Below are 22373 nucleotides of genomic sequence, written 5' to 3'. Positions count from 1 at the left end.
GGTGAGGATGTTGACGAAGATGTCTTTCGACCCGCGCTGCTGGGCCAGGTCGCGGTCGTGGTGGACGTCCTGGAAGTCGCGGGTCGCCAGCGCCGTCGAGACGACGAACGTCGGCGTCGCCTCGATGGTGAGCGGCGGCAGTGATGTCGCGGCGTCCGTCACCGGCTCGGCGGAGTCGACCGATGCTTGTGGGTCGGCCGCCGGGATACCGGCCGGGACCCAGGCGTAGTTGGACCACCCGTCCGGGCTCTGGTCGTCGGCCGGGAAGTCGAGGAAGTCGACGACGACGGGCATGCCGATCGACACCGCGTCGGGGTCGACACCGCGCAACTCGCCGAGCATGCGCACCCCCTCTTCCAACTCGACGAGGGCCACGACGAACGGCAGCGTGCGGCCGGGCACCCGCGGGGCGTGGTGGACGACGTAGCTGTAGACCGTGCCGCGGCCGGACGCGACGACGTAGTCGGTCGTGCCGTAGACGCCGTCGCCATCGCGGGTGGTCCACGTCGCCGGGATCGGCGGATGCTGAAGCCCACCGCTGGGCAGCTTCTGGATGCGCAGCTCGTGCGCGGCGACACCATCCCAGAAGAAGGCAGTGTCTCCGGACGCCTGGGGGCGGATCAGCTTCGCCGGATCGAGCGCACCGGGTACCGGCGCCTTCGGCACAGCCGTGCCCGACTCGACCCGACCCGCTCGCTGCGGTCCCGGCGCCGGAGGCTTGAACTTCAGAATCCGGAAATCCATCTCGGCGACGGTCTCGTCGCCGACGCGCCACGTGTTGTGGGTGGTGAAGAACCAGCCCTCGCCCAGCGCGGTCCGCTTCGGACCGACGACGTCGACGAGTTCGGCCGACAGGGTCACCGTCTCCCCCGGGCGCAGGTAGCGGTGGTACACCGAGTCGCAGTTCGTCGCGACGACGGAGGTGTACCCGGCCTCGTCGAACAACTCGGTGGCCCGGCCCAGCGGATCGTCGTCGGTGCGCACGCCGCGCAGGCCGCGCATCGTCCAGACCTGGGCCATCGCCGGCGGCGCCACGACGCCGTCGTGCCCGGCGGCCAGCGCGGCCTCCTCGTCGACGTAGACGGGGTTGTCGTCGCCCATCGCCTCGACCCAGTTGTGGATCATCGGCGCGTTGACCGGGTCGCGCCCGGTCTTGGGCGCGCTGGCGCCCGCATCCTTGATCTGCTGCGCGGCGGTGAGGATCTGCTCGACGCCGGCGCCTTCGGTGACGGTGCTCATGCTGCCTTCCTTATTGCCGCGGCGCCCGGGGCAGGCCGAGTCCGGCGGTGGCGATCATGTCGCGCATGACTTCGTTGACCCCGCCGCCGAAGGTGATGACGACGTTGCGCTTGGCCTGCACGTCGAGCCAGTCGACCAGCGCCGCCGTCGCCGGGTCGGCGAAGTCGCCGTAGCGGCCGACGAGGTCGTCGGCGATCCGCATGATCGTCTGGATCCGTTCGGTGGAGAACACCTTGGTCGCCGCGGCGTCGGCCATCGAGATGGCCTCGCCGGTGGACGCGACCTGCCAGTTCAGCAACTCGTTGATCCGCGCGTACGCGCTGATCTGGGCCAGTGCGCGCCGGACGTCGGGGCGGTCGGCGACGGGCTCGCCGTCGGGTCCGGGGCGCCGGGTCCACTGCGCCAGCCGCTCGGCCACCCCCTCGATCCGCCCGGCCGGGCCGAGCATGACGCGCTCGTGGTTGAGCTGCGTGGTGATGAGTTTCCAGCCGTCGCCCTCCTCGCCGACGCGCATGGCGACCGGCACCTTGACGTCGGTGTAGTAGGTGGCGTTGACGTGGTGCGCCCCGTCGGCGGTGATGATCGGCGTCCAGGTGTAGCCGGGATCGGTGGTGTCGACGATGAGGATCGAAATCCCCTTGTGCTTGGGCGCAGCAGGGTCGGTGCGAACCGCCAACCACACGTAGTCGGCGTCGTGGCCGCCGGTGGTGAAGATCTTTTGCCCGTTGACCACGTAGTGGTCGCCCTCGCGCACGGCCGTGGTCGTCAGCGAGGCGAGGTCGGTTCCCGCGTCGGGCTCGGTGTAGCCGATCGCGAAATGGACGTCGCCGGCGAGGATCGCGGGCAGGAACTTGGCCTTCTGTTCCTCGGTGCCGTGGACCTGCAGGGTCGGTCCGACCGTCTGCAGGGTGACCGACGGCAGCGGGACGTCGGCGCGGACCGCCTCATTGGTGAAGATCTGCTGTTCGATGTCGCCGAAGCCCTTGCCGCCGAACGCGGTGGGCCAGCCGACGCCGAGCCAGCCGTCCGAACCCATCTGCTTGACGACCTTGCGCAGCGTCGCGCCGTGCCGCTCGGTCAGCAGGGTCTGCTCGTCGTCGGGGCTGACCAGGGTGTCGAAGTAGGCGCGGACCTCGTCCTTCAGCCGGCGCTGCGCCGGGGTGAGGTCGATGAACATCTCGCCGTCGGGCTGGGCTTCGCCGTCGGGCTGCCCGGCGGGGCGGTCGAGGGCATCGGCCAGCTCGTCGAGGGTGCCGGACCCGCCGACCAGGCGGGCCAGATCCTTGGCGAGGGAGAAGTAGCGGTGCAGCGGGTAGGTGACGTCGACGCCGATCCCGCCGTGCAGGTGGGTCATGGTGCGCATCGTCGCGGGTACCTCGGCAGCGACCCAGTAGGACCCGATGGCGATGTCGACTCCGGCGTCGAGACCGTTGGCCAACCGCCACGCGGCGGCCGTCGTGGTGAGGTTCAGCGACCGGCCGATGACGTAGATGTCGGCCAGCTGCTGCCCGACGGCCTGGAACAGTGCGATCGGCTTGCCGAACTGGTGACGGGTGCTGACGTGGGTGGCGGTCATCGCCGTGGCGCCGTCGACGAGGCCGTCGGCGTAGGCGTTCAGCGCGAAGCGGTAGTAGTCGAGTAGTGCATCCGGGGTGATCGGGAGGATGTCGTCGTCGGCGACGGCGACGCCGGTGAAGACAACGGTCGCCTCGCTCCAGCCGCTGGAGGTGGTGGTGCGCTCGATGTCAACGCCGTCGGCATCCGCGGCCACCCAGGCCACCAGTGGCGTCCCGTCGTCGCGGCGCGCGGTGACCAGGAAGGCCTGCGCGCCCGCGGCGCACAGCACGCCGGTCTTGGTGCCGGTGAGCGTGCCGTCGGTCAGCTTCGTCGACGGCGCGTCGAGGAGACCCGATCCCGCTTCCCGTGCGGCGACCGCCAGCCAGGCCCCGTCGGCCACCGGGGCCAGTCGCGGCGCCTGGTCGGCGTGACCGCCGAGTGCCAGGGTCGCGGCCAGCGTGCCCAATGCGGGGGTGACCGCGGCGGCCCGGCCCATCCGGCGCAGCAGCGGCAGCACCGCGGTCGCGGCGAGGTCATCACCGCCCGCCGCCTCGGGCAGGGGCAGCGCCAGCAGCCCGGCGTCCACGACGGCCTGCCACGTCGGGCGGTCGAAACCGTCGGCGTCGGCGAAGCGCTGCGCCGGATCCGAGGACGTCCGGGTGAAGACCTCCTGCGCCACATCTGCCACTGCGACCGCTGCCGCGTCGAGACTGAAGTCCACCGTCGCCTCTCCTGGAATGAGAACCTGTTCGAACCCAATGTAGTGGGTCGACACCACCAATACTAGAACAGGTTCTATTTCGATGTGAGGGGGTCTCGCGTTGGCGGTGATTCAATGGGATGGCCGACACCCACTGCAGGAAAGAGAACTGATGACCGCGCTCGACACCGGCCTGCTCATCCTCCGCGTCGTCACCGGGCTGACCTTCGCCGCACACGGCTTCCAGAAGCTGTTCCGCGGCGGCCGCATCGCCGGTACGGCACGCTGGTTCGACTCGATGGGGATGCGGCCCGGCCGCCTGCACGCCTATGCCGCCGCCCTCAGCGAACTCGGCGCCGGGGTGCTCCTGGCGCTCGGCCTGCTGACCCCGCTCGCAGCGGCGGCAGTCATCGCGGTGATGATCGTCGCGGCCTGGACCTCGCACCGCGGGAACTTCTTCATCACCGCCAACGGGTGGGAGTACAACCTGATCCTCGCGGTCGTCGCGTTCAGCGTGGCCGTCACCGGTCCGGGCCGCTACTCGATCGACCACCTCATCGATTGGGGCGTCCTGCGGGCCACCGGCTCCGGATGGACCGCACTGATCGTCGCCGGCGTCGGCATCGTCGGCGCTGCCGCGCAGCTCGTCGTCTTCTACCGGCCGGCGACTGATGAATAGCGAAACGGTCGCCATCCCCGCCGGTGCCATCACGCTGGCCGGGGACCGCTACGGCGATCCCAACGGCGCACCGGTGGTGTTCCTGCACGGTGGCGGGCAGACCCGTCACTCGTGGGCGAGCTCGGCTCGCGACCTCGCCGGGGAGGGCTGGCAAACCCTCACCGTCGACCTGCGCGGCCACGGGGACAGCGGCTGGTCGCCGGATGGCGTCTACGACCTCCCGCAATTCGCCGCCGACGTCGTCGCCATCGCCGACTTCCTCGGCCGCCCACCCGTTCTCGTCGGGGCGTCCCTGGGCGGCAACGCGGCGCTATCCGCGCTGGGCGGCGATGTGGAACTCGGCCTCGGCCTGGTGCTCGTCGACGTCTCCCCCTTTGTCCAGCGGACCGGCACCGATCGGGTGCGGGAGTTCATGGCCGCGAACGCCGAGACCGGCTTCGCGTCGTTGGAGGAAGCCGCCGACACCATCGCCGCCTACCAACCGCACCGCAAACGGCCGGCGAACCTCGACGGGTTGCGCAAAAACCTCCGGGAGCGTGACGGCCGCTGGTACTGGCACTGGGACCCGGCGTTTCTGCGCGGCGTCTCCGACGACGCGGTGCAGCGCAACCGGATCCTCGACCCGGTCCACCTGGGTGCCGCGGCCGCCTCGCTGCGGATACCGACCTTGTTGGTGCGCGGCGGCGAATCCGACGTCATCAGCGTCGAGGACTCCGCCCGCTTCCTGCGCGTGGTGCCCCACGCCGAGTTCGCCAGCGTCGGCGGCGCCCATCACATGGTGGCCGGCGACGACAATGCCGTCTTCGAAGACGTCCTCGCCGACTTCCTCGACCGTCGCATCCGGTCGCGGCTGGATGTGTTCGCCGAAGTCGACGCATGAGGTGGCGGGCCTCCGGTGCCGCGGCACTGGTGTGTGCCTCCGCCGTCATCGGCGGCTGCACGTTCGACAATCCGAATCCAGAGCCGTCCCCCACCACGACAACCGCCTGGGGTGCGGTGGCGCATGACACCTCACCGTTCCTCAAGCACTTTCCCGCGTTGGGCAAGCCGGTTGCGGCCTCGTGGTCGAAGGGCTCCCCCTCGACGCCGTCGAAGGAACGCATCGATCTGCCCGGGCCGTCGTCGACGAGGCTCGATGCCGTCGTCACCGTCGATCCGGCGGTGGCCGCCCGGCTGCGCACCGAGGTGGGCGAGCCGGATCCGGACAGTTCGCAGCCCCCGCCGCCAGCGACCCCGGAACTGGCGCCCGCCCTCCAGGTGGAGGTGCCGCCGGGGCCGTTCATCGTCGGGCGCTCGACGCTGGGAACGACCTACGGCTGGAACTGCGTGGTCTACGTCGACCGCACCCGTCCGGTCGTGGTCGTCGTCGCCTCTCTTCCCTGGGCCACCGGCTTCACCGGCGCACCCTAGAAGCGCGCTAGCGGGGCATGCCGAGGATCCGCTCGGCAGCGGCGGTCTTGAGGATCTGCGTCGTCCCGCCCGCGATCGACAGGCACCGGTTGAGCAGGAACAGCTCGGCGGCCTCACCGTCGACCAGCCCTTCGACGCCGAGCAATCGCAGCGCGAAGTCGGGCACCGACTGGCGGTGGGTGACGCCGATCAGCTTGCGCACGCTCGACGCCGCGCCGGGATCGTGCCCGGACAGGCGCGCCTGCACCGCACGCGCGTCGAGGGTGCGCCCGTTGTGCGCCTCGGCGACCAACCCACCCAACTCCGCCAACTCCCCGTCGTTCAGGGACCGTTTCGACGAGGCGATCTGGCGCAGCAGCGCATCCATCTCCTTGCCCAGGCTCGAACCGCCCATCGCGACCCGTTCGTTGGCCAACGTGGTCCGCGCCAGGCGCCAGCCGTTGTTCACCTCGCCGACGACCAGCTCGTCGGGGACGAACACGTCGTCGAGGAAGACCTCGTTGAACATGGCACGGCCGGTCAGCTCGCGCAGCGGCCGGATGTCGATGCCCGCCGATGCCATGTCGACGAGGAAGTAGGTGATGCCCTTGTGCTTGGGCACCTCGGAATCGGTGCGCGCCAGACACACCGCCCACTGGGCGTTGTGCGCCTGACTGGTCCAGATCTTCTGGCCGGTGAGCCGCCACCCCTCCTGCCCGTCGGGTCCGGTGCCACGGACCGCCTTGGTCCGCAGCGAGGCGAGGTCGGAGCCGGCCTCCGGCTCGGAGAACAGCTGGCACCACACGATGTCGCCGGCCAGCGTGGGCCCGACGAAGCGCTCCCGCTGCGCATCGGTGCCGTGCTCGAGGATCGTGGGGATGGCCCAGCCGGCGATGACCAGGTCGGGGCGGTGGACCCCGGCCGCGTCGAGTTCGCCGTCGATCAACAGTTGCAGCGCCGGCGTCGCACCGAGGCCGTGGGGTGCCGGCCAGTGCGGGGCCAGATATCCGGTACGGGCGAGTTCTCCGCGTCGCTTCTCCTCGGGGGCGGCGGCGATCTGCTCGACCGTCGCACGCACCGCGGTGCGCTGGTCCTCGACATCGGACAGGTCCACCGAGAACCGTCGGCGCTGACCGTCGATGGCCGACTGGCCGAGTTGGACCCGGTCGGACCGGCCGTCGTCGAGGGCGGCGCGCGCCGCCAGCGCCGAACGCAGGTAGAGGTGGGCGTCGTGCTCAAAGGTGAAGCCGATGCCGCCGAGGACCTGGATGCAGTCCTTCGCGTTGGCCAGGGGCAGGTCGGCGGCGAGCGCGTTGCCGGCCATGGTGGCCAGCCCCGCCTGGGTGCCCAGGTCGAAGTCGTCGGCCCGGCCGCCCAGCAGATCGTCGACCGCCCCGGCCTGGTCCCAGGCGGCGGCGCTGAGCTGCTCAGAGCGGCACAGCATGTCGGCGAGGATGTGCTTGATCGCCTGGAAGGAGCCGATCGGCGCGTCGAACTGGGTGCGCACCTTGGCGTAGTCGACCGCGGTGTCCAGGCACCACTTCGCCACCCCGCTCTGATACGCGGTGTTCGCGGCGGACAGGATGGCCGCGGCGCGGGCGGAGCGGGGCAGTTCGACGGCCGCGTCGAGGTCGAGGCCCGACAGTGCGATCCGCGAGGACGACGCGATGCCGTCGATCCCGTCGACGGGAGTGACGTCGACCGTCGCCGCGCTCGGCGGGACCAGGTACCACCGCGTCCCCCGCGCGGGGAGGATGAGGTTGACCAGCAGGGCGGCTTCGGGAACCCACCCGGACACGAGGCCCAGCTCGATTCGGCCCGCGGGATTCACCGGGGGCAGATCGCGCCCGAAGGCGATGTGATCGGCCGGTGCGACCACCGGCATCGTGCCGTCGAGGATCGCCTCGACATGGGCGGCAGCGGCGTCGCCGTCGGTGCGCGAGACCGCGATCGCAGCCGCCACGGTGGACACGATCGGACCGGGAACGAGACGCCGCCCGCACTCGGCGACCATGGCCGCGGCGTCGGCGAAGGGCGCCCCCAGACCGCCGCGCTGCTCGTCGGCGGCGGCCGCAAACACGCCCAGGTCGGCGAGTTCGCGCCACAACGCCCGCCAGCCGTCGGACCGGTCATCGATCTCCGATCGCACGATGGCCGTCGTCTCGCGGGCGGCAGCCCAGTCGGCGATGGCCTCACAAACCGCGATTTGTTCGGCTGACGTGGCGATTGTCACTGCATTCCCCTGCATGTCGAAATTGAAAACGGCAACTAGAACCTGTTCTAATATGCCATGTGGCCCTCGTAAACTGATAGCCGCAACCGAAAGGACCGACGAGACTATGGCGCGAACCGTGACAGCCAAGGCTGATGCCGACGAGCGTGAGGCCGCGCCCGATGTAGCCGAGAACAACTCGTCCGGCGCGACCGGCGGCTCGACCGCCCAGCGCGAACGGCGCCGCCGCATCCTCGACGCGACCCTGGCGCTGGCCTCCAAGGGCGGCTACGACGCGGTGCAGATGCGCACCGTCGCCGAGAAGGCCGACGTCGCCGTCGGCACCCTGTACCGCTACTTCCCGTCGAAGGTCCACCTGCTGGTGACCGCGCTGGCCCGCGAGTTCGAACGGGTGGAGGCCCGCGTGGACCGCTCCCAGTTGGCCGGCGCGACCGGCGTCGAACGCCTGCGCACCGTGCTGGACATGATCACCATCGCCATGCAGCGCGACCCGCTGCTGACCGAGGCGATGACCCGCGCGTTCATGTTCGCCGACGCCTCCGCCACCGCCGAGGTCGACAACGTGGCCAGCACGATCGACCGGCTTTTCGCCGGCGCGATCGTCGGGGTGGAACGAGAGCCCGGCGAGGAAGACTTCGCCATCGCCCGCGTCATCGCCGATGTGTGGATGTCGAACCTGGTGCAGTGGCTGACCCGCCGCGCGTCGGCCACCGACGTCACCAACCGGATGGAACTGACCGTCCGCCTGCTGCTCAAGGGCCGCGAGAACTAACCCGCTTACGGCTTGATCCCCAGGTCGCGGGCGATCATCGGCCAGGTGCGCTTGAGGTCTTCCTGCCAGTAGCCCCACGAGTGGGTGCCGGTCGGCCGGGTGATGACCTTGGCCGGGATGTGCAACTGCTGCAGCCGCTGCGCCATCTGCTGGGTGCAGAGGTTGACCGCGCTCTCAATCAGGCCGCCCACGACGACCTGGTTGGCCAGGGCGATCGGATCGTTGTTCACGAGCTTGGCGCCCATCGTGTCGTTGCGGCCGGGCAGCCCGGTCCCGGTCGTCATGTAGACTTTGGTGCCGCGCAGGCGCGGGGCGTTCTGATACGGGTCGTTGGCCATCCACCCCGGACCGCCGATCGGGCCCCACATGTTGATGACGTTGCCGCGACCGCGGTCGGCGACCACCATCCGGATGTAGGCCTGGCCCAGCGGGTCCGAGGTCCGGGCGCATCCGCTGTACGCCGCCACCGCGCGATACATCTTGGGTGCGGAGATCGCCAGATTGAGCACCGACGTGCCGGCCATCGAGATACCCGCAACGGCGTTGGCCTTGGACGTCTTGAACTGCTTGTCGAGCAGCGGCGGCAGCTCCTTGGTGAGGAAGGTCTGCCACTTGTTCCGGCCGAGGACCGGGTCGACGCGCTGCCAGTCGGTGTAGTACGAGAAGGCCCCGCCGATCGGGGTCACGACGTACGCGTTCTTGTTGGCGAAGAATTCCTCGTAGTCCGTCTTCTCCGCCCACGACGCCGCGTCCTCGCCGCCACCGGCACCGTTGAGGAGGTACAGCACCGGACGGGGCTTGGAGTCGTCGCGCGGTTTGAGCACGGTGACGGGGATCTGGCGGTCCATCGACGCCGAGTAGACGACCACCGTGACCTTGCGGGGCGTCCCGTTGACCACGGCGTCGATCTTGGAGGTCTTGGCGACGGACTTGATCGCCAGCCCCGGGGTGACGATCTGCGGCAGGGCGAGCGCCACCGCGACGCCGGCGGCGGCGAACCCGGCGGCGATCACCGCCGGCTTGCCCAACACCCGTCGTCGCGGACCGCGTCGGATACCCATCGCAAACCCCTTCAGTCCCACTAGTCACACTGGTAACAGCTCAAGGGTACGGTCGGCCGCCATGGTCTTCCAGCCGAGACCGTCGTCGTTGCTGGTTCGCAACCGGTTTGTGACGGCGTCCGCGGTTCGATCACCCGACCCGCCAAAAGCTCCGGCCCGGCATCCTTCGTCAGGATGCCGGGCCGGAGCCGTTTGCTACTCGCTCAGCCGGCGTCGCCGGTGGCGTCGCCGACCTCGGTCAGCTCGGTCGGGGCGTCGGGCACCGCACGCGGCTTGGGAGAACCGGTGAAGGTGAACTTCGCACCGTCGCCGTCGCCCTCGCCGTCCCAGCCCTCGACGTCCACGACGACGATCTGGCCGGGCTCGACCTCGTTGAACAGGATCTTCTCCGAAAGCTGGTCCTCGATCTCGCGCTGGATCGTCCGGCGCAGCGGGCGGGCGCCCAGCACCGGGTCGAACCCGCGCTTGGCCAGCAACTGCTTGGCCTTCTCGGTCAGCTCCAGGTCGATGTCCTTGCCCTTCAGCTGCTTTTCGACGCGACCGATCATCAGGTCGACCATCTCCACGATCTGCTCCGACGTCAGCTGGTGGAACACGATGACGTCGTCGATGCGGTTCAGGAACTCCGGGCGGAAGTGCTTCTTCAGCTCGTCGTTGACCTTCTGCTTCATCCGGTCGTACTGCGAATCGTCGTCGTTGGACTTGGCGAAGCCCATGCCGACGGCCTTCGAGATGTCGGAGGTGCCCAGGTTCGACGTGAAGATCAGCACGGTGTTCTTGAAGTCGACCGTGCGACCCTGACCGTCGGTCAGGCGACCGTCCTCGAGGACCTGCAACAGCGAGTTGTAGATCTCCGGGTGGGCCTTCTCGATCTCGTCGAACAGCACGACCGAGAACGGCTTGCGCCGGACCTTCTCGGTCAACTGGCCGCCCTCTTCGTAGCCGACGTACCCGGGAGGGGCACCGAACAGCCGCGACGCGGTGAAGCGGTCGTGGAACTCGCCCATGTCGATCTGGATGAGCGCATCGTCCTCGCCGAACAGGAAATTCGCCAGCGCCTTGGACAGCTCGGTCTTACCGACGCCGGACGGGCCGGCGAAGATGAACGAGCCGGACGGGCGCTTCGGGTCCTTCAGACCGGCGCGGGTGCGGCGGATCGCCTTGGAGACCGCCTTGACCGCGTCCTCCTGGCCGATGATCCGCTTGTGCAGCTCCTCCTCCATCCGGAGCAGACGGGTGGTCTCCTCCTCGGTGAGCTTGAACACCGGGATACCGGTCCAGTTGCCCAGCACCTCGGCGATCTGCTCGTCGTCGACCTCGGCCACGACGTCCATGTCACCGCTGCGCCACTGCTTCTCGCGCTCGGCGCGCTGCGCGACGAGCTGCTTCTCCTTGTCGCGCAGGTTGGCCGCCTTCTCGAAGTCCTGGGCGTCGATCGCCGATTCCTTCTCCTTGCGGGCCTCGGCGATGCGCTCGTCGAACTCGCGCAGGTCTGGCGGTGCGGTCATCCGGCGGATGCGCATACGCGCGCCCGCCTCGTCGATGAGGTCGATCGCCTTGTCCGGCAGGAACCGGTCGTTGATGTAGCGATCGGCCAGCGTCGCGGCCGCGGCCAGCGCGCCATCGGTGATGGAGACGCGGTGGTGCGCCTCGTACCGGTCGCGCAGGCCCTTGAGGATCTCGATGGTGTGCTCCACCGACGGCTCCCCGACCTGGACCGGCTGGAAGCGGCGCTCGAGCGCGGCATCCTTCTCGATGTACTTGCGGTACTCGTCGAGCGTCGTCGCGCCGATCGTCTGCAGCTCGCCGCGGGCGAGTTTCGGCTTCAGAATCGAGGCGGCGTCAATGGCTCCCTCGGCGGCACCGGCCCCGACGAGCGTGTGCAGCTCGTCGATGAACAGGATGATGTCACCGCGGGTGTTGATCTCTTTGAGCACCTTCTTCAGGCGCTCTTCGAAGTCACCGCGGTAGCGGCTGCCGGCCACCAGCGACCCGAGGTCGAGGGTGTAGAGCTGCTTGTCCTTGAGCGTCTCGGGCACCTCGCCGTTGACGATCGCCTGCGCCAAACCTTCGACGACGGCGGTCTTGCCGACGCCGGGTTCGCCGATCAGCACCGGGTTGTTCTTGGTGCGGCGGCTCAGGACCTGCATGACCCGCTCGATTTCCTTCTCGCGGCCGATGACCGGGTCGAGTTTGCCCTCGCCCGCCGCCGCGGTCAGGTTGCGGCCGAACTGGTCGAGCACCAGCGACGTCGACGGGGTCCCCGCCTCGCTGCTGCGCCCACCCGAACCGGCTTCCTGGGGCTCCTTGCCCTGGTAGCCCGACAGGAGCTGGATGACCTGCTGGCGGACCTTGTTCAGGTCGGCGCCGAGCTTGACCAGCACCTGAGCGGCCACGCCCTCGCCCTCGCGGATGAGGCCGAGCAGGATGTGCTCGGTGCCGATGTAGTTGTGGCCGAGCTGCAGGGCCTCGCGCAGCGAGAGCTCCAGCACCTTCTTGGCGCGCGGCGTGAACGGGATGTGGCCGGCCGGCGCTTGCTGGCCCTGGCCGATGATCTCCTCGACCTGGGTGCGCACCGCCTCCAGCGAGATCCCCAGCGACTCGAGCGCCTTCGCCGCCACGCCCTCACCCTCGTGGATGAGGCCCAGCAGGATGTGCTCGGTGCCGATGTAGTTGTGATTGAGCATCCGCGCCTCTTCTTGCGCCAGGACGACAACCCGGCGCGCGCGGTCGGTGAACCGTTCGAACATCGTTCTCCCTTACGTGGCTCCACTCGGTCAACCTGCGCCCCGCTGCGCGTGCGGCACTCGCCGTGCCCCGATTAACCTGCTTGCTTCCACTCTAGTGGTGTTTGGACCCGCACTCGCAATCGTTATGCGACCAGGGGGCCGTCCGGTCGTCCTCGCCGGTCGGCGCCGCATCCGTTTGTGAGTGCTTCACGCTGGTCAACACCGACATTCACGCCAATGTTCCCGACTACCCCGCGCCCGCCGCTACGCCACCAGCGAACAAGCTGGTCATCCAGACGACGTCCATAACGCCAAGTCGCACCGTTTTCGCTACCCTCTCAACCATGTCTGTATCGCCCCAGATCCCCCCGACCCAGCCGTTCCCGGTCAGCAGTTCCTCGGAGTCGGCGCGCGCATTCCGCTGGAAGGGCGGCGACACCGTGACCGCCGAACAGCAGGATGCGCTCAACGTCGGCGCCTTCCTGTGGGGGGTCAACGAGATGTGGTGCGACAGCCTCGACGTCGAGCTCGGCGACGCGCAGGCGCGCGATGCCCTCGCCACCGCCTGGGGCGTGACCGACGCGGTCAGCGCCCGGATGACCGTCGGACGCCTCCTCGACGGCATGCACAGCAGCGCCTTTGAGATCGTGGCCCCGCTGGTGAACGCCGTCGTGAAGAAGTCCGCCGGACACGATCCCGACGCCCACCGGGAGTTCTTGGCCGCGCGCACCCAGTTCCGCGGCCCGTCGGCGACCGTCGCCGACTACGACGCACTCATGAACGTGCGCACCATGTCGGTGCTGCGCCCGGTCATCGCCGATTCCTACTTCCCCACACACATCCGGTCGTGGGACCTCGGGCGGGTGGGCTACGTGGTCCGGATGTCGCGCACCGCCGGCTACCTGTCCACCGACGAGTGCTGGCCGATGCTGCTCTCCGCGGCGGCCTCGGCGCGCAGCTACTACGCCAACTGGCGGCAATTCGCCCACGGCCTGGTGATCGGCCGCACCTATTGGATGGCCCTGCACGAGATGAACAACGCGAGCGCGGCGGCCAAGACGGCCGGCGAGCGGGTGCACGGCCTGCTCATGCGCTCGGACAGCCCGTGGTGCCGCTACCGTCTGGGCCACACCGGCGGCGGTGTCTCCATGGTGAAAATGGCGCCGCAGCCGGAAACGTCGGACACGACGTCGTCGGAAACCACCACTGAAGCCCCCAGCGGTCCGCAGCCGGGCGAACTGGGGATGTAGCCGACGCCCGTCAGTAGGCGTCGCGTTCGGGCGGCTCCACCCCGAACATCCGCGCGATGGCAGCGGTCGCCGTATCGCTGTCCAACCCGCCGGCGCGCTGTGCCTCGCGGATGGCCCGGTATCGGGTGAATTCGTCGAGGATCCCGCCGTCGGCGGCCTTCTCCAACTCGGCGGACTTCTCGTTCATCATCTCGGCGATGACCCAGTAGACGCGCTGGTCGCTGACGTACACCGGCGTCAGCCCGTTGACGAAGATCTTGGTCCACGACTCGTAGTCCTGCAGCTGGGCGATCCGGTAGCCGTCCTCGACATCCCCGTCGGCGATCCCGGTGACCGCCTGCAGCGGCATCTCGTAGACATAGCCCGGCGTCGACTTCTCCGTGTTTCCCGCGCAGGCGAGCAGAACCCGCTCGCTGGTGACCGCCAATAGGGCCCACTCGCCCTTGAACCAGCCGGAGACGGCGTTCAGCAGCAGTTCGTCGGATCGCAGCGCCCCGATGAGGATGGGGGCATTCACCGATTCCTGGTCCACCCAGTACATGGCCGCGGCAATATCCGCGCGCTCACGGGTGGGCAGGCCATAGGACTTGGGTTGCGCTGTCGTCACGGCGTCAAACTTAGCCGAAAGCCGCGATCGACACAGGACGAAGGCATCCCAACGCCCGACCTGGGCCGTGGTTGACTGGTAGGCATGCTCTCCGATCTCCGTCGTCGAATTCCTTTTGGGATCGGCACCGTCGTCATGCTGATCTGCGGCGCGATGATCGGATCGTTGGCGGTGGTGCTGGCGCAGCCCTCCGACGCGCCCCACGGTGGCGGACACGGATACGGCCAGCTCCGCTCCTACGCCGACACACCGGAGGCGGTGTGGACCCGCGGGATCGACGATCTGCCCGGGTTCAGCGGATCCGGCGGATCGGTCACGGTGGCCGACACGCACGGGAGTACCTGGCTACTAGCCTATCCGTCGGGCATCGGGCGGGCCTTTCTCGCGGTGAACCGTCACGACGGGACGTCGCGGTGGGACCACCCGGTCGTCGCCGGCCTGGGTAGTTGCGCCTTCGACGCCGAAGGCCACATCGGCTGTGCGATCAAGGTGGGCAATGTCCCCGACGGCTTCTACCGCGTCGACGCCGGTTCGGGCGCACTGGATCCCGCCCAACCGCTGGAGGACACCGGGCGGGTCCTCGGGGTGGGCCGCAACTTCATCCGGGTCGACCAGGTGGGCTATCGCGTCACCTCGACCAGCCCCGACGGCGCCACTCGGTGGAGCCGGACGTTCGCCGACTCCGCGACGCCCACCTACATTCCCGAAGCCGACCTCGTCGACATCAAGCTGGCCGACGCCAGCCACAGCCTCCTCGACCCGGAGACGGGGAAGACCAGGCTCAGCTGTGGCCCGTGCACCGTCACGGTGTTCCCGACCGGTTTGGCCGTGAGCCACGCCGGCGACAGTGCAGTGATCGATTTCTACGGTTTCACCGGCGGCAAGCTCTCCGCCAAGCCCACGCACGTGTCGCGCAGCATGGAGGTCGCGACGGGGCCCGCGGTGCTGCCCGTTCTGCGCGGCACCGGCTCGGCCACGCTGAACCAGACGCACGGGCAGTTCGAGGTCCGCGACCCGGCCAAGCCCAAAGCGCTGTGGGCGGTCAGCGACGACGCGTTGTCGAAGGCCAAACCGATGGCGTGCGGCCGACTCGTGGCATTCGCCCGCAAAGACGGGTCACGCAACGTGATGCGCCTCGACGGCAAGGGGACCGTCGTCGGACGCCTCTCCGCTCCCGACCGGCAACGCCCCGACACCGCCATCGCCGAGTTGCGCTGCGTCGGTTCCTTCGGCGACACCCTGGTGTTGGCGAACGACAACCAGGTCACCGCGTTCGACGCGAAGTCCGGTTCGATCCGCTGGGAGTTCCCGGCGAGCGGCAGCGCCCAGAACGTGGACGGCTTCATCGTGCTCCGCCAGGGCGCGACGATCTCCCTGCTCCGCTAACCGCCGACTGGGCCCTGATCTTCGCCGACTGGGCCCTCGATCCCGTCGAGTGGGCCCTGATCTTCGTCGAGTGGGCCCTGATCTTCGTCGACTGGGCCCTACCGGGTGACCAAGCCCGCGGTGAGGAGCGCAAATCCGAGCAGGTGGATGCCGGCCCGCGCCAGATTCCACCGCACCCACGCGCCACTGAAGTCGGCCCAGGCCGCCGCGGCTTGCGTGCCGGAGGCATCCCCCACGGCATCGAGTCGGACATTGAGCGGCACGTTGAACAGCATGGTGATCAGTACGCCCGCGACGTAGCAGCCGAAGGCCGCCAGCGCCCACCACCGCAGGCTGCCGCCCCACGCCAGAACGGCGGCCAGCGCCGCAAGAACCAATCCGCCGCCGAAAACAAGGCCGAACACGGGGTTGAGGATCGCGGCGTTGATCCGCTGCATGACCTCGATCGCGGCCGACGGTGTGGCGCGGTCGAGCCCGGGCATGACCGAATAGGCGAATGCCGCGAACAAACCGGCGACCAGCCCCGCCGTCAGGATTGCGGCGACGACCACCGCGTCGCGCACGCCGCTCATCGCGCACCACCGATTCGCGTCGTCGAAACAGCTACCAATTCGTCTTGATCCATGACTCCACTCCACACCACAATGAATAGTGTTTGAATGGTCTAGAGTCTTATTTCCATACCCATTACTCTCATTTGCTCGTACTTCCACTGACTCTTACCCTCACTGACTCGAGGTGGCGAACATGGATGCACTCGGCAGCCTCCTCAACGGACCCCGCGCTCGGGACCCGCTCGTCCTGCGCCTGGTGTTCGCGTCCCCGTGGGCGCTTCGCGTCGACGACCGCTCGCCCCTCACCGTCCTCGTCGTCACCCGCGGAGCGGTGTCGGTGGACTACGACGACGGCACCCGGTCGACCGTGACCACCGGGGAAGTCGCCTTGTTCCGCGGCAGCGAGTCCTACCTGGTATCCGACGGTGGGACGCACGCGCCCATCGCACGCATCGACGAGAGTGGCGACTGTGTCGACCTCGACGGTCGACACAGCATGGCCGAGCACATGTCGGTAGGTCTGCGGTCGTGGGGAAACAGCGCTCCCGACGAGGCCACGGCGGCCATGCTCATCGGCGTCTATCGCGCCGGCGAGGTGAACCGCACACTGCTCGACGCTCTTCCGCGACTCTCCGTGGTGTCGATGAGCGACGACCCGCTGCGCGCCCTCATGGAAGCGGAGATCACCCGTGAAGCCCCCGGACAGGACGCCGTCCTCAACCGATACCTCGACCTGATCTTGATCAGCGCGTTGCGCCGCACCTTCGACGACGAGCACGGTGGCGCGGCTTGGTTCCGCGCCTATCGCGACCCCACCGTGGGACGAGCCCTGCGCCTGATGCACAACAACGCCGATCGACGATGGACCGTCGAATCACTCGCCACCGAGGTCGGGGTGTCCCGGGCGACTCTGGCCCGACGATTCACCGACCTCGTCGGGACTTCTCCGATGAAACACCTGACATCCTGGCGGCTCGCCTTGGCCGCCGACCACCTCGCCCAAGACAACCCCGACACCCTGGGCGTCATCGCCGAGCGGATCGGATATGCGACGCCCTTCGCCCTGAGTGCCGCGTTCAAACGCGAGTACGGCGTCAGCCCCTCGCAATGGGCCGCAACCAGCACCCAAACCGGGTAGGCCAGGACCGGGCGGAGCCGGTCAGCCGAGTTCGTAAAAGCCGGCCAGCGCCGCGGCGTACATCGGCACGTCCGCCACCGCCATCACCTCGCGCGCGCTGTGCATCGCCAGCTGCGGTGCCCCGACGTCGACGGTGACGAGGCCGGTCCGGGTCGCGGTGATCGGGCCGATCGTCGAACCGCAGGGCAGGTCGGCACGGTGCACATAGCGCTGCAGCGGCACCCCGGCACGACGACACGCCCGCTCGAACACGCCCGCACCGTGGGCGTCGGAGGCGTAGCGCAGATTCTGGTTGACTTTGAGCACCGGTCCGGCGCCCAACCTGATCTGGTGGCCGGGTTCGTGGCGGTCGGCGTAGTTCGGATGGGTGGCGTGGGCCATGTCGCCGGACACGCACACGCTCGACGCCATCGCCCGCGAGAGTTCTTCGCGATCCCCGCCACGGCTGAGCACGATGCGCTCGCACACGGTGGCCAGGAAGTCCGACGCGGCGCCGCGCTGCGATCCGCTGCCGACCTCCTCATGGTCGAACAAGGCCAACATCTGGGTCGACGGCGGAAGGTCGAGCTTCCCACCGACGTCGAGCAGGGCCCGCAGCCCGGCATAGCAGGTGGCCTGGTTGTCGAGCCGGGGCGCGCTGAGCAAATCCTGCTCGGCTCCGACGATCCGGCTCGGCTCGACGTCGTGGACCATGAGTTCCCACCCGAGCAGGTCGGCGGGTCCCACGCCGAGCCGCTCGGCAATCCACGCCACCAGTCCGGGGCTGTCCGGGTCCGTCGACCAGATCGCATCGAGGTGGCGTTGCGGGTCGGGGGTGACCCCTTTGCGGTCCTCGGACAAGTGGATCGCGAGTTGCGGCACGCGCAAAACCGGCTCGTCGACCTTCACCAGCCGCTCGACCACCGCCTCCCCGTCGAGCACCGACACCCGGCCGGACAGGCCCAGATCGCGGTCGAGCCAGGAGTTCAGCCACGCCCCGCCGTAGGGCTCGAGCGCGACGGTGGAGATGCCGGCGGCCACCCGGTCCACGTGCTGCTTGATCCGCAGATTCGGACTGTCGGTATGCCCCCCGACGATGCTGAAGGCCTGCCCGTGGCCACTGCGCCACGCGATGATCGACCCGCCGCGGCGGACAAAGAACTGTCCGACGGCGTCGGGCCACTCGTCGGTCTCGCGCAGTTCGACGAAGCCAGCCGCGCCCAAGTCTGCTGCCACCGTCGCGCACACGTGGAACGGCGACGGCGAGGCGTCGATGAAGGTGGCCAGTCCGGCCGCAGTGGCTGACGTCGGCGCCGCCATGCTCAGGCCTTGGCCAGCACCGCGTCGAGGACCGAGTAGAACAGGCCCAACCCATCGTCACTGGGCCCGGTGAGCGCCTCAATGGCGTGCTCGGGGTGCGGCATGAGACCGACGACGCGGCCGTCGGCGCTGGTCACACCGGCGATCGAGCGCATCGATCCGTTCGGGTTGTCGCCGGCGTAGGTGAAGGCGATCCGCCCCTCCCCGGCCAACTCCTCCAGGACCGCCTCGCTCGCGACGTAGCGGCCTTCGCCGGACTTCAACGGAACGAGGATCTCGGCACCGGGCTCGAACCGCGAGGTCCACGCCGAGTCGGTGTTCTCAACGCGCAGCCACTGGTCGCGGCAGACGAAGTGCAGTCCCTGGTTGCGGGTCAAGGCCCCCGGCAGCAGTCCGGCCTCGCACAGGATTTGGAAGCCGTTGCAGATCCCGAGCACCGGGGTTCCGGTCCGTGCCGCCTCGATCACCGACGTCATGACCGGGGCGAGGCTGGCGATGGCACCGGCACGCATGTAGTCGCCGTAGGAAAAACCGCCGGGGACCACCACCGCGTCGACGCCCTTGAGATCGGTGTCGGCGTGCCACAGCGAGACCGCCTCGGCGCCGGCGAGCCGGACCGCGCGCGCGGCGTCGACGTCGTCGAGCGTGCCGGGGAAGGTGATGACGCCGATGCGCGCGCTCATCAGGCCTGCACCTGCACACGGGTGACGGTGTAATCCTCGATGACGGTGTTCGCCAGCACGTCTGCGGCGATCTTCTCCAGCGTGAGGTCGTCGACGCCGTCGGCGACCTCCAGTTCGAATCGCTTGCCCTGTCGGACGTCGGAGATGCCGTCGAATCCGAGGCGCGCGAGGGCGCCGACGATGGCCTGCCCCTGCGGATCCAGGATTTCCGTCTTGGGCATCACGTCAACCACCACACGTGCCATTGCTTTCCGCGCTCCTTCGGGCCGGGTCAAACGCTTACCCGATGAGTCTATCTAGTGCGGCGGGAGGTTACAGCGCGGCCTCGATGGCACTGATCACTTCGGGGGCGTCGGGCTCGGTGCGCGGGCGGAATCGGGCAACCGTCTCACCGTCAGATCCGACGAGGAACTTCTCGAAGTTCCACTGGACGTCGCCGGCCTCGCCGTCGGCGTCGGGGGTCTGGGTCAACTCGGCGAAGAGGGGGTGCCGGTCGTCGCCGTTGACGTCGCCCTTCTCCAGCAGCGGGAACGTGACGCCGTAGGTCGTCGAGCAGAAGGTGGCGATCTCGTCGGCCGACCCCGGCTCTTGGCCCATGAATTGGTTGCACGGCATGCCGACGACGGTGAGCCCGCGCGGGCCGTACGTTTCGGCCAGTTCCTCGAGCTTCGCGTACTGCGGGGTGAGGCCGCACTTGCTGGCGACGTTGACGACCAGCAGTGGGCCGCCGAACGACGCGAGGTCCAGGGCCGAGCCGTCGAGGGCGGTGACGGGGATGCTCTTCAGATTTGCCATGGCGCCAGCCTACCCAGATGCGCGAGGGCCCAGTCGACGAGTTTGAGGGCCCAGTCGGCGGGATCGAGGGCCCAGTCGGCGGGATCGAGGGCCCAGTCGGCGAAACGGGATGACGGAAGTCACAACTAATTGCATGGCGGCAATAGTTGCGTAGGCATTACGATTTCTCGGTGCAACCAATCTCAACGGCGGTGTCCCCAGACACCGCAACGGCATCGGACCGGGCCTTCGCGGCCCTGTCCGGGCTGGCCGAGCGCCTCGCGTGCGCGGCCAAGTCGTCGGCGATGACCGACGTCGTGGCGGCCGACCTGACGTTCTCGCAGTTCCGGACCCTCATGGAGTTGGGGACGCGCGGGACGGCACTGTCGGTGCACGAACTGGCCGAGGCGGTCGATCTTTCCGTGGCCGCCGCCGGACGCGTCGTCGACAAGCTCGTCGGCCTCGGGTTCACCGACCGGCGCGAAGACCCCACCGACCGCCGCGTCAAGCGGGTCTCCCTCACCGAGTCGGGCCATGCCTTCGTGACCCAGGCCGCGGACGCACGTCAGGACGTCTTGCGCGACCTGGTCCACCGGTTGCCCGATGACCTCGCCGGCGCCCTCGCCGACGCCGTCGAACCGATCCTCAACGGCGAGATCGACTACTTCGCCCCACCCTTTCCCACAGAAAGCTGACCTCATGACCACGAGTCCCGACTCCGCCAAGGCGCCGGACACCAAACTCGACAAGCGCGTCCTGACTGTCGCCGGTGTCGTCGTCCTCGGCTCGATCATGTCGATCCTCGACATCACCGTCGTGTCCGTCGCCCAGGACACCTTCCAGACCGAGCTGAAGACCGATCAGGCCGGTGCCGCCTGGTCCATGACCGCCTACACCCTGGCGCTGGCCACGGTGATCCCGCTGGCCTCCTGGGCCGCCACCCGCTTCGGCACCAAGAAGGTCTACCTGACCTCGATCGTGCTGTTCCTCATCGGATCGGTGCTCTGCGCGCTGGCCTGGAACATCGGTTCCCTGATCGCCTTCCGCGCGGTCCAGGGCCTCGGCGGCGGCCTGCTCATGCCCGTCGGCATGATGATCCTCACCAAGGCGGCCGGACCGGCCCGAATCGGCTCCGTGATGGCCGTGCTCGGCATCCCGATGCTGCTCGGCCCGATCTTCGGCCCCATCCTGGGCGGCTGGCTGATCGGTTTCGCCTCTTGGCACTGGATCTTCCTGATCAACGTTCCGGTCGGCATCATCGCCCTCGTCTACGCGTGGCTGGTGCTCAAGGACGACGCGACCGGCGAGAAGCCGAAGATCGATTTCATCGGCCTGCTGCTGCTCTCCCCCGGCCTCGCCCTGTTCCTCTACGGCGTCTCCAGCGCAGGCGAGTCGCAGATCAGCCACGGCACCTTCCTGACCACCAAGGTCCTCGCCCCCGCATTGATCGGCCTGGCGATGATGGGCGCCTTCGTCTGGCACGCCCTGCACACCGACAAGCCGCTGCTCGACCTCCGCCTGTTCCGCAACCGCACCCTGACCGTCGCGGTCCTGACGATGGTGATCTTCCTGATCGCCTTCTTCGGCAGCGCGCTGCTCTACCCGCAGTACTTCATCGGGGTGCGCGGCGAGTCGACGCTGATGGCCGGGCTGCTGCTCGCACCGCAGGGCATCGGCGCCATCCTCACCATGCCCGTCGCCGGCCGGCTCACCGACAAGATGGGTCCGGGCAAGTTCGTACTCACCGGCCTGGTCCTGATCAGCCTCGGCGTCACCGCCTGGACCCAGTTCGACCACACGACGTCCTACTGGATCATCGGCGGCGCCCTGCTGATCCAGGGCATGGGCATGGGTATGACGATGATGCCGATCATGTCCTCGGCATTGGCCACCCTGCGCAACACCGAGGTGCCCGACGGCTCGACGCTGATGAACGTCGTCCAGCAGTCGTCGACGTCGATCGGTACCGCGATCATCTCGGTGCTGCTGTTCACCTCGCTGTCGAAGACCACCGAGGGCCAGCTCGCGATCCAGTTCCACCGCGACCAGAACACGAAGAACCCCGACGACCGACTGTTCCCGCTGCTGGTTCAGAAGTTCGGCTTCCCGCCGGGCACCCAGCCCGACGATTCGTGGTTCGCCGCCGCGGCCAACGCGTTCCACACGCCGTACATCGTCGCCGCGGTCCTCGTCGTGTGCACCCTGATCCCGGCCTTCTTCCTGCCGCGCAAGAAGATCGACTCGCCCCTCGTCGAAGAGGACATGGATCAGGCCCCGCACATCTCCCTGCACTGACGGGACTAGGATCACCTGGAACCAAAGA

Annotated in this window: 19 protein-coding genes and 2 pseudogenes; 9 read left to right on the top strand and 12 right to left on the bottom strand. The window is 68.7% G+C overall.

Annotation, left to right across the window (positions count from 1 at the left end; translation table 11 throughout):
• Positions 1-213: 213 nt before the first annotated feature.
• From nbrcactino_RS04210 to nbrcactino_RS18100, 3 genes and pseudogenes are all read right to left on the bottom strand, one after another.
• Positions 214-1239, bottom strand: a pseudogene (locus nbrcactino_RS04210) (bifunctional MaoC family dehydratase N-terminal/OB-fold nucleic acid binding domain-containing protein); the annotation flags it as partial.
• A gap of 10 nt (positions 1240-1249) precedes the next feature.
• The gene (locus tag nbrcactino_RS18105) at positions 1250-2416 is read right to left on the bottom strand and encodes an acyl-CoA dehydrogenase family protein (protein WP_228460813.1); all 1167 of its coding nucleotides are present in this window, start codon (positions 2414-2416) and stop codon (positions 1250-1252) included.
• A 117-nt stretch (positions 2417-2533) separates the two neighbouring features.
• Positions 2534-3475: pseudogene (locus nbrcactino_RS18100) on the bottom strand (acyl-CoA dehydrogenase family protein); the annotation flags it as partial.
• Positions 3476-3668: 193 nt separating this feature from the next.
• On the opposite strand from nbrcactino_RS18100, the gene nbrcactino_RS04200 reads away from it, so the two are divergent.
• The 3 genes from nbrcactino_RS04200 to nbrcactino_RS04190 are packed head-to-tail and all read left to right on the top strand — an operon-like array spanning position 3669 to position 5585.
• Complete coding sequence (locus tag nbrcactino_RS04200) at positions 3669-4175, top strand: DoxX family protein (protein WP_161926223.1); 507 nt, start codon at positions 3669-3671, stop codon at positions 4173-4175.
• Positions 4168-5055 carry an alpha/beta fold hydrolase gene (locus nbrcactino_RS04195; RefSeq protein WP_161926222.1) on the top strand — a complete coding sequence of 296 codons (888 nt, stop codon included), beginning with the start codon at positions 4168-4170 and terminating at the stop codon, positions 5053-5055. The genes nbrcactino_RS04200 and nbrcactino_RS04195 overlap by 8 nt, the downstream gene beginning before the upstream one ends.
• The gene (locus nbrcactino_RS04190; RefSeq protein ID WP_161926221.1) at positions 5052-5585 is read left to right on the top strand and encodes a hypothetical protein; all 534 of its coding nucleotides are present in this window, start codon (positions 5052-5054) and stop codon (positions 5583-5585) included. The genes nbrcactino_RS04195 and nbrcactino_RS04190 overlap by 4 nt, the downstream gene beginning before the upstream one ends.
• A gap of 7 nt (positions 5586-5592) precedes the next feature.
• On the opposite strand, the gene nbrcactino_RS04185 is transcribed toward nbrcactino_RS04190, so the two are convergent.
• On the bottom strand, positions 5593-7797 hold the full coding sequence (locus tag nbrcactino_RS04185) for an acyl-CoA dehydrogenase family protein (protein ID WP_161926220.1): 2205 nt from the start codon (positions 7795-7797) through the stop codon (positions 5593-5595).
• A gap of 106 nt (positions 7798-7903) precedes the next feature.
• Between nbrcactino_RS04185 and kstR the strand changes: the two genes are divergently transcribed.
• Positions 7904-8569 (top strand): cholesterol catabolism transcriptional regulator KstR, encoded by a 666-nt coding sequence (kstR, locus tag nbrcactino_RS04180; RefSeq protein ID WP_161926219.1) that lies wholly within the window; start codon positions 7904-7906, stop codon positions 8567-8569.
• A 5-nt stretch (positions 8570-8574) separates the two neighbouring features.
• Here kstR and nbrcactino_RS04175 read toward each other — a convergent pair whose 3' ends face one another.
• Together nbrcactino_RS04175 and nbrcactino_RS04170 are read right to left on the bottom strand one after the other, a co-directional pair.
• Positions 8575-9630, bottom strand: coding sequence for an alpha/beta hydrolase (locus nbrcactino_RS04175; protein WP_161926218.1), 1056 nt, complete (start codon positions 9628-9630; stop codon positions 8575-8577).
• 203 nt (positions 9631-9833) lie between these two features.
• Positions 9834-12380: an ATP-dependent Clp protease ATP-binding subunit gene (locus nbrcactino_RS04170; RefSeq protein ID WP_161926217.1), complete on the bottom strand. Its 2547-nt coding sequence runs from the start codon at positions 12378-12380 to the stop codon at positions 9834-9836.
• Between the two features lie 323 nt (positions 12381-12703).
• Between nbrcactino_RS04170 and nbrcactino_RS04165 the strand changes: the two genes are divergently transcribed.
• On the top strand, positions 12704-13609 hold the full coding sequence (locus nbrcactino_RS04165; protein WP_161926216.1) for a DUF1266 domain-containing protein: 906 nt from the start codon (positions 12704-12706) through the stop codon (positions 13607-13609).
• 10 nt (positions 13610-13619) lie between these two features.
• Here the strand turns inward: nbrcactino_RS04165 and nbrcactino_RS04160 are convergent, their stop codons facing one another.
• Entirely contained in the window at positions 13620-14216 is a 597-nt protein-coding gene (locus nbrcactino_RS04160; protein ID WP_161926215.1) for a hypothetical protein, read from the bottom strand.
• An 84-nt stretch (positions 14217-14300) separates the two neighbouring features.
• On the opposite strand from nbrcactino_RS04160, the gene nbrcactino_RS04155 reads away from it, so the two are divergent.
• The gene (locus nbrcactino_RS04155) at positions 14301-15602 is read left to right on the top strand and encodes a PQQ-binding-like beta-propeller repeat protein (RefSeq protein ID WP_161926214.1); all 1302 of its coding nucleotides are present in this window, start codon (positions 14301-14303) and stop codon (positions 15600-15602) included.
• A gap of 98 nt (positions 15603-15700) precedes the next feature.
• Here the strand turns inward: nbrcactino_RS04155 and nbrcactino_RS04150 are convergent, their stop codons facing one another.
• Complete coding sequence (locus nbrcactino_RS04150) at positions 15701-16174, bottom strand: anthrone oxygenase family protein (protein ID WP_161926213.1); 474 nt, start codon at positions 16172-16174, stop codon at positions 15701-15703.
• 175 nt (positions 16175-16349) lie between these two features.
• Between nbrcactino_RS04150 and nbrcactino_RS04145 the strand changes: the two genes are divergently transcribed.
• Positions 16350-17294: an AraC family transcriptional regulator gene (locus nbrcactino_RS04145; protein WP_161926212.1), complete on the top strand. Its 945-nt coding sequence runs from the start codon at positions 16350-16352 to the stop codon at positions 17292-17294.
• A 21-nt stretch (positions 17295-17315) separates the two neighbouring features.
• Here nbrcactino_RS04145 and nbrcactino_RS04140 read toward each other — a convergent pair whose 3' ends face one another.
• The 4 genes from nbrcactino_RS04140 to nbrcactino_RS04125 all read right to left on the bottom strand — a co-directional run bounded on the left by nbrcactino_RS04140 (position 17316) and on the right by nbrcactino_RS04125 (position 20071).
• Positions 17316-18593 (bottom strand): M18 family aminopeptidase, encoded by a 1278-nt coding sequence (locus tag nbrcactino_RS04140; RefSeq protein WP_161926211.1) that lies wholly within the window; start codon positions 18591-18593, stop codon positions 17316-17318.
• A 2-nt stretch (positions 18594-18595) separates the two neighbouring features.
• The gene (gene purQ / locus nbrcactino_RS04135; RefSeq protein ID WP_161926210.1) at positions 18596-19276 is read right to left on the bottom strand and encodes a phosphoribosylformylglycinamidine synthase subunit PurQ; all 681 of its coding nucleotides are present in this window, start codon (positions 19274-19276) and stop codon (positions 18596-18598) included.
• Complete coding sequence (purS, locus tag nbrcactino_RS04130) at positions 19276-19521, bottom strand: phosphoribosylformylglycinamidine synthase subunit PurS (protein WP_161926209.1); 246 nt, start codon at positions 19519-19521, stop codon at positions 19276-19278. Before purS ends, purQ begins: the two co-directional genes overlap by 1 nt.
• 67 nt (positions 19522-19588) lie before the next feature.
• Entirely contained in the window at positions 19589-20071 is a 483-nt protein-coding gene (locus tag nbrcactino_RS04125; protein WP_161926208.1) for a glutathione peroxidase, read from the bottom strand.
• A 170-nt stretch (positions 20072-20241) separates the two neighbouring features.
• Here nbrcactino_RS04125 and nbrcactino_RS04120 point away from each other — a divergent pair, with 170 nt between their 5' ends.
• Positions 20242-20745, top strand: a complete 504-nt coding sequence (locus tag nbrcactino_RS04120) for a MarR family transcriptional regulator (RefSeq protein WP_228460670.1) — start codon at positions 20242-20244, stop codon at positions 20743-20745.
• 4 nt (positions 20746-20749) lie between these two features.
• Complete coding sequence (locus nbrcactino_RS04115) at positions 20750-22345, top strand: DHA2 family efflux MFS transporter permease subunit (RefSeq protein ID WP_161926207.1); 1596 nt, start codon at positions 20750-20752, stop codon at positions 22343-22345.
• Positions 22346-22373: the final 28 nt, after the last annotated feature.

The organism is Gordonia crocea, from assembly GCF_009932435.1.
GTDB lineage: Bacteria > Actinomycetota > Actinomycetes > Mycobacteriales > Mycobacteriaceae > Gordonia > Gordonia crocea.
Note: the sequence above shows the minus strand (reverse complement) of the source record. Positions and strands in the feature narration are given on the sequence as shown.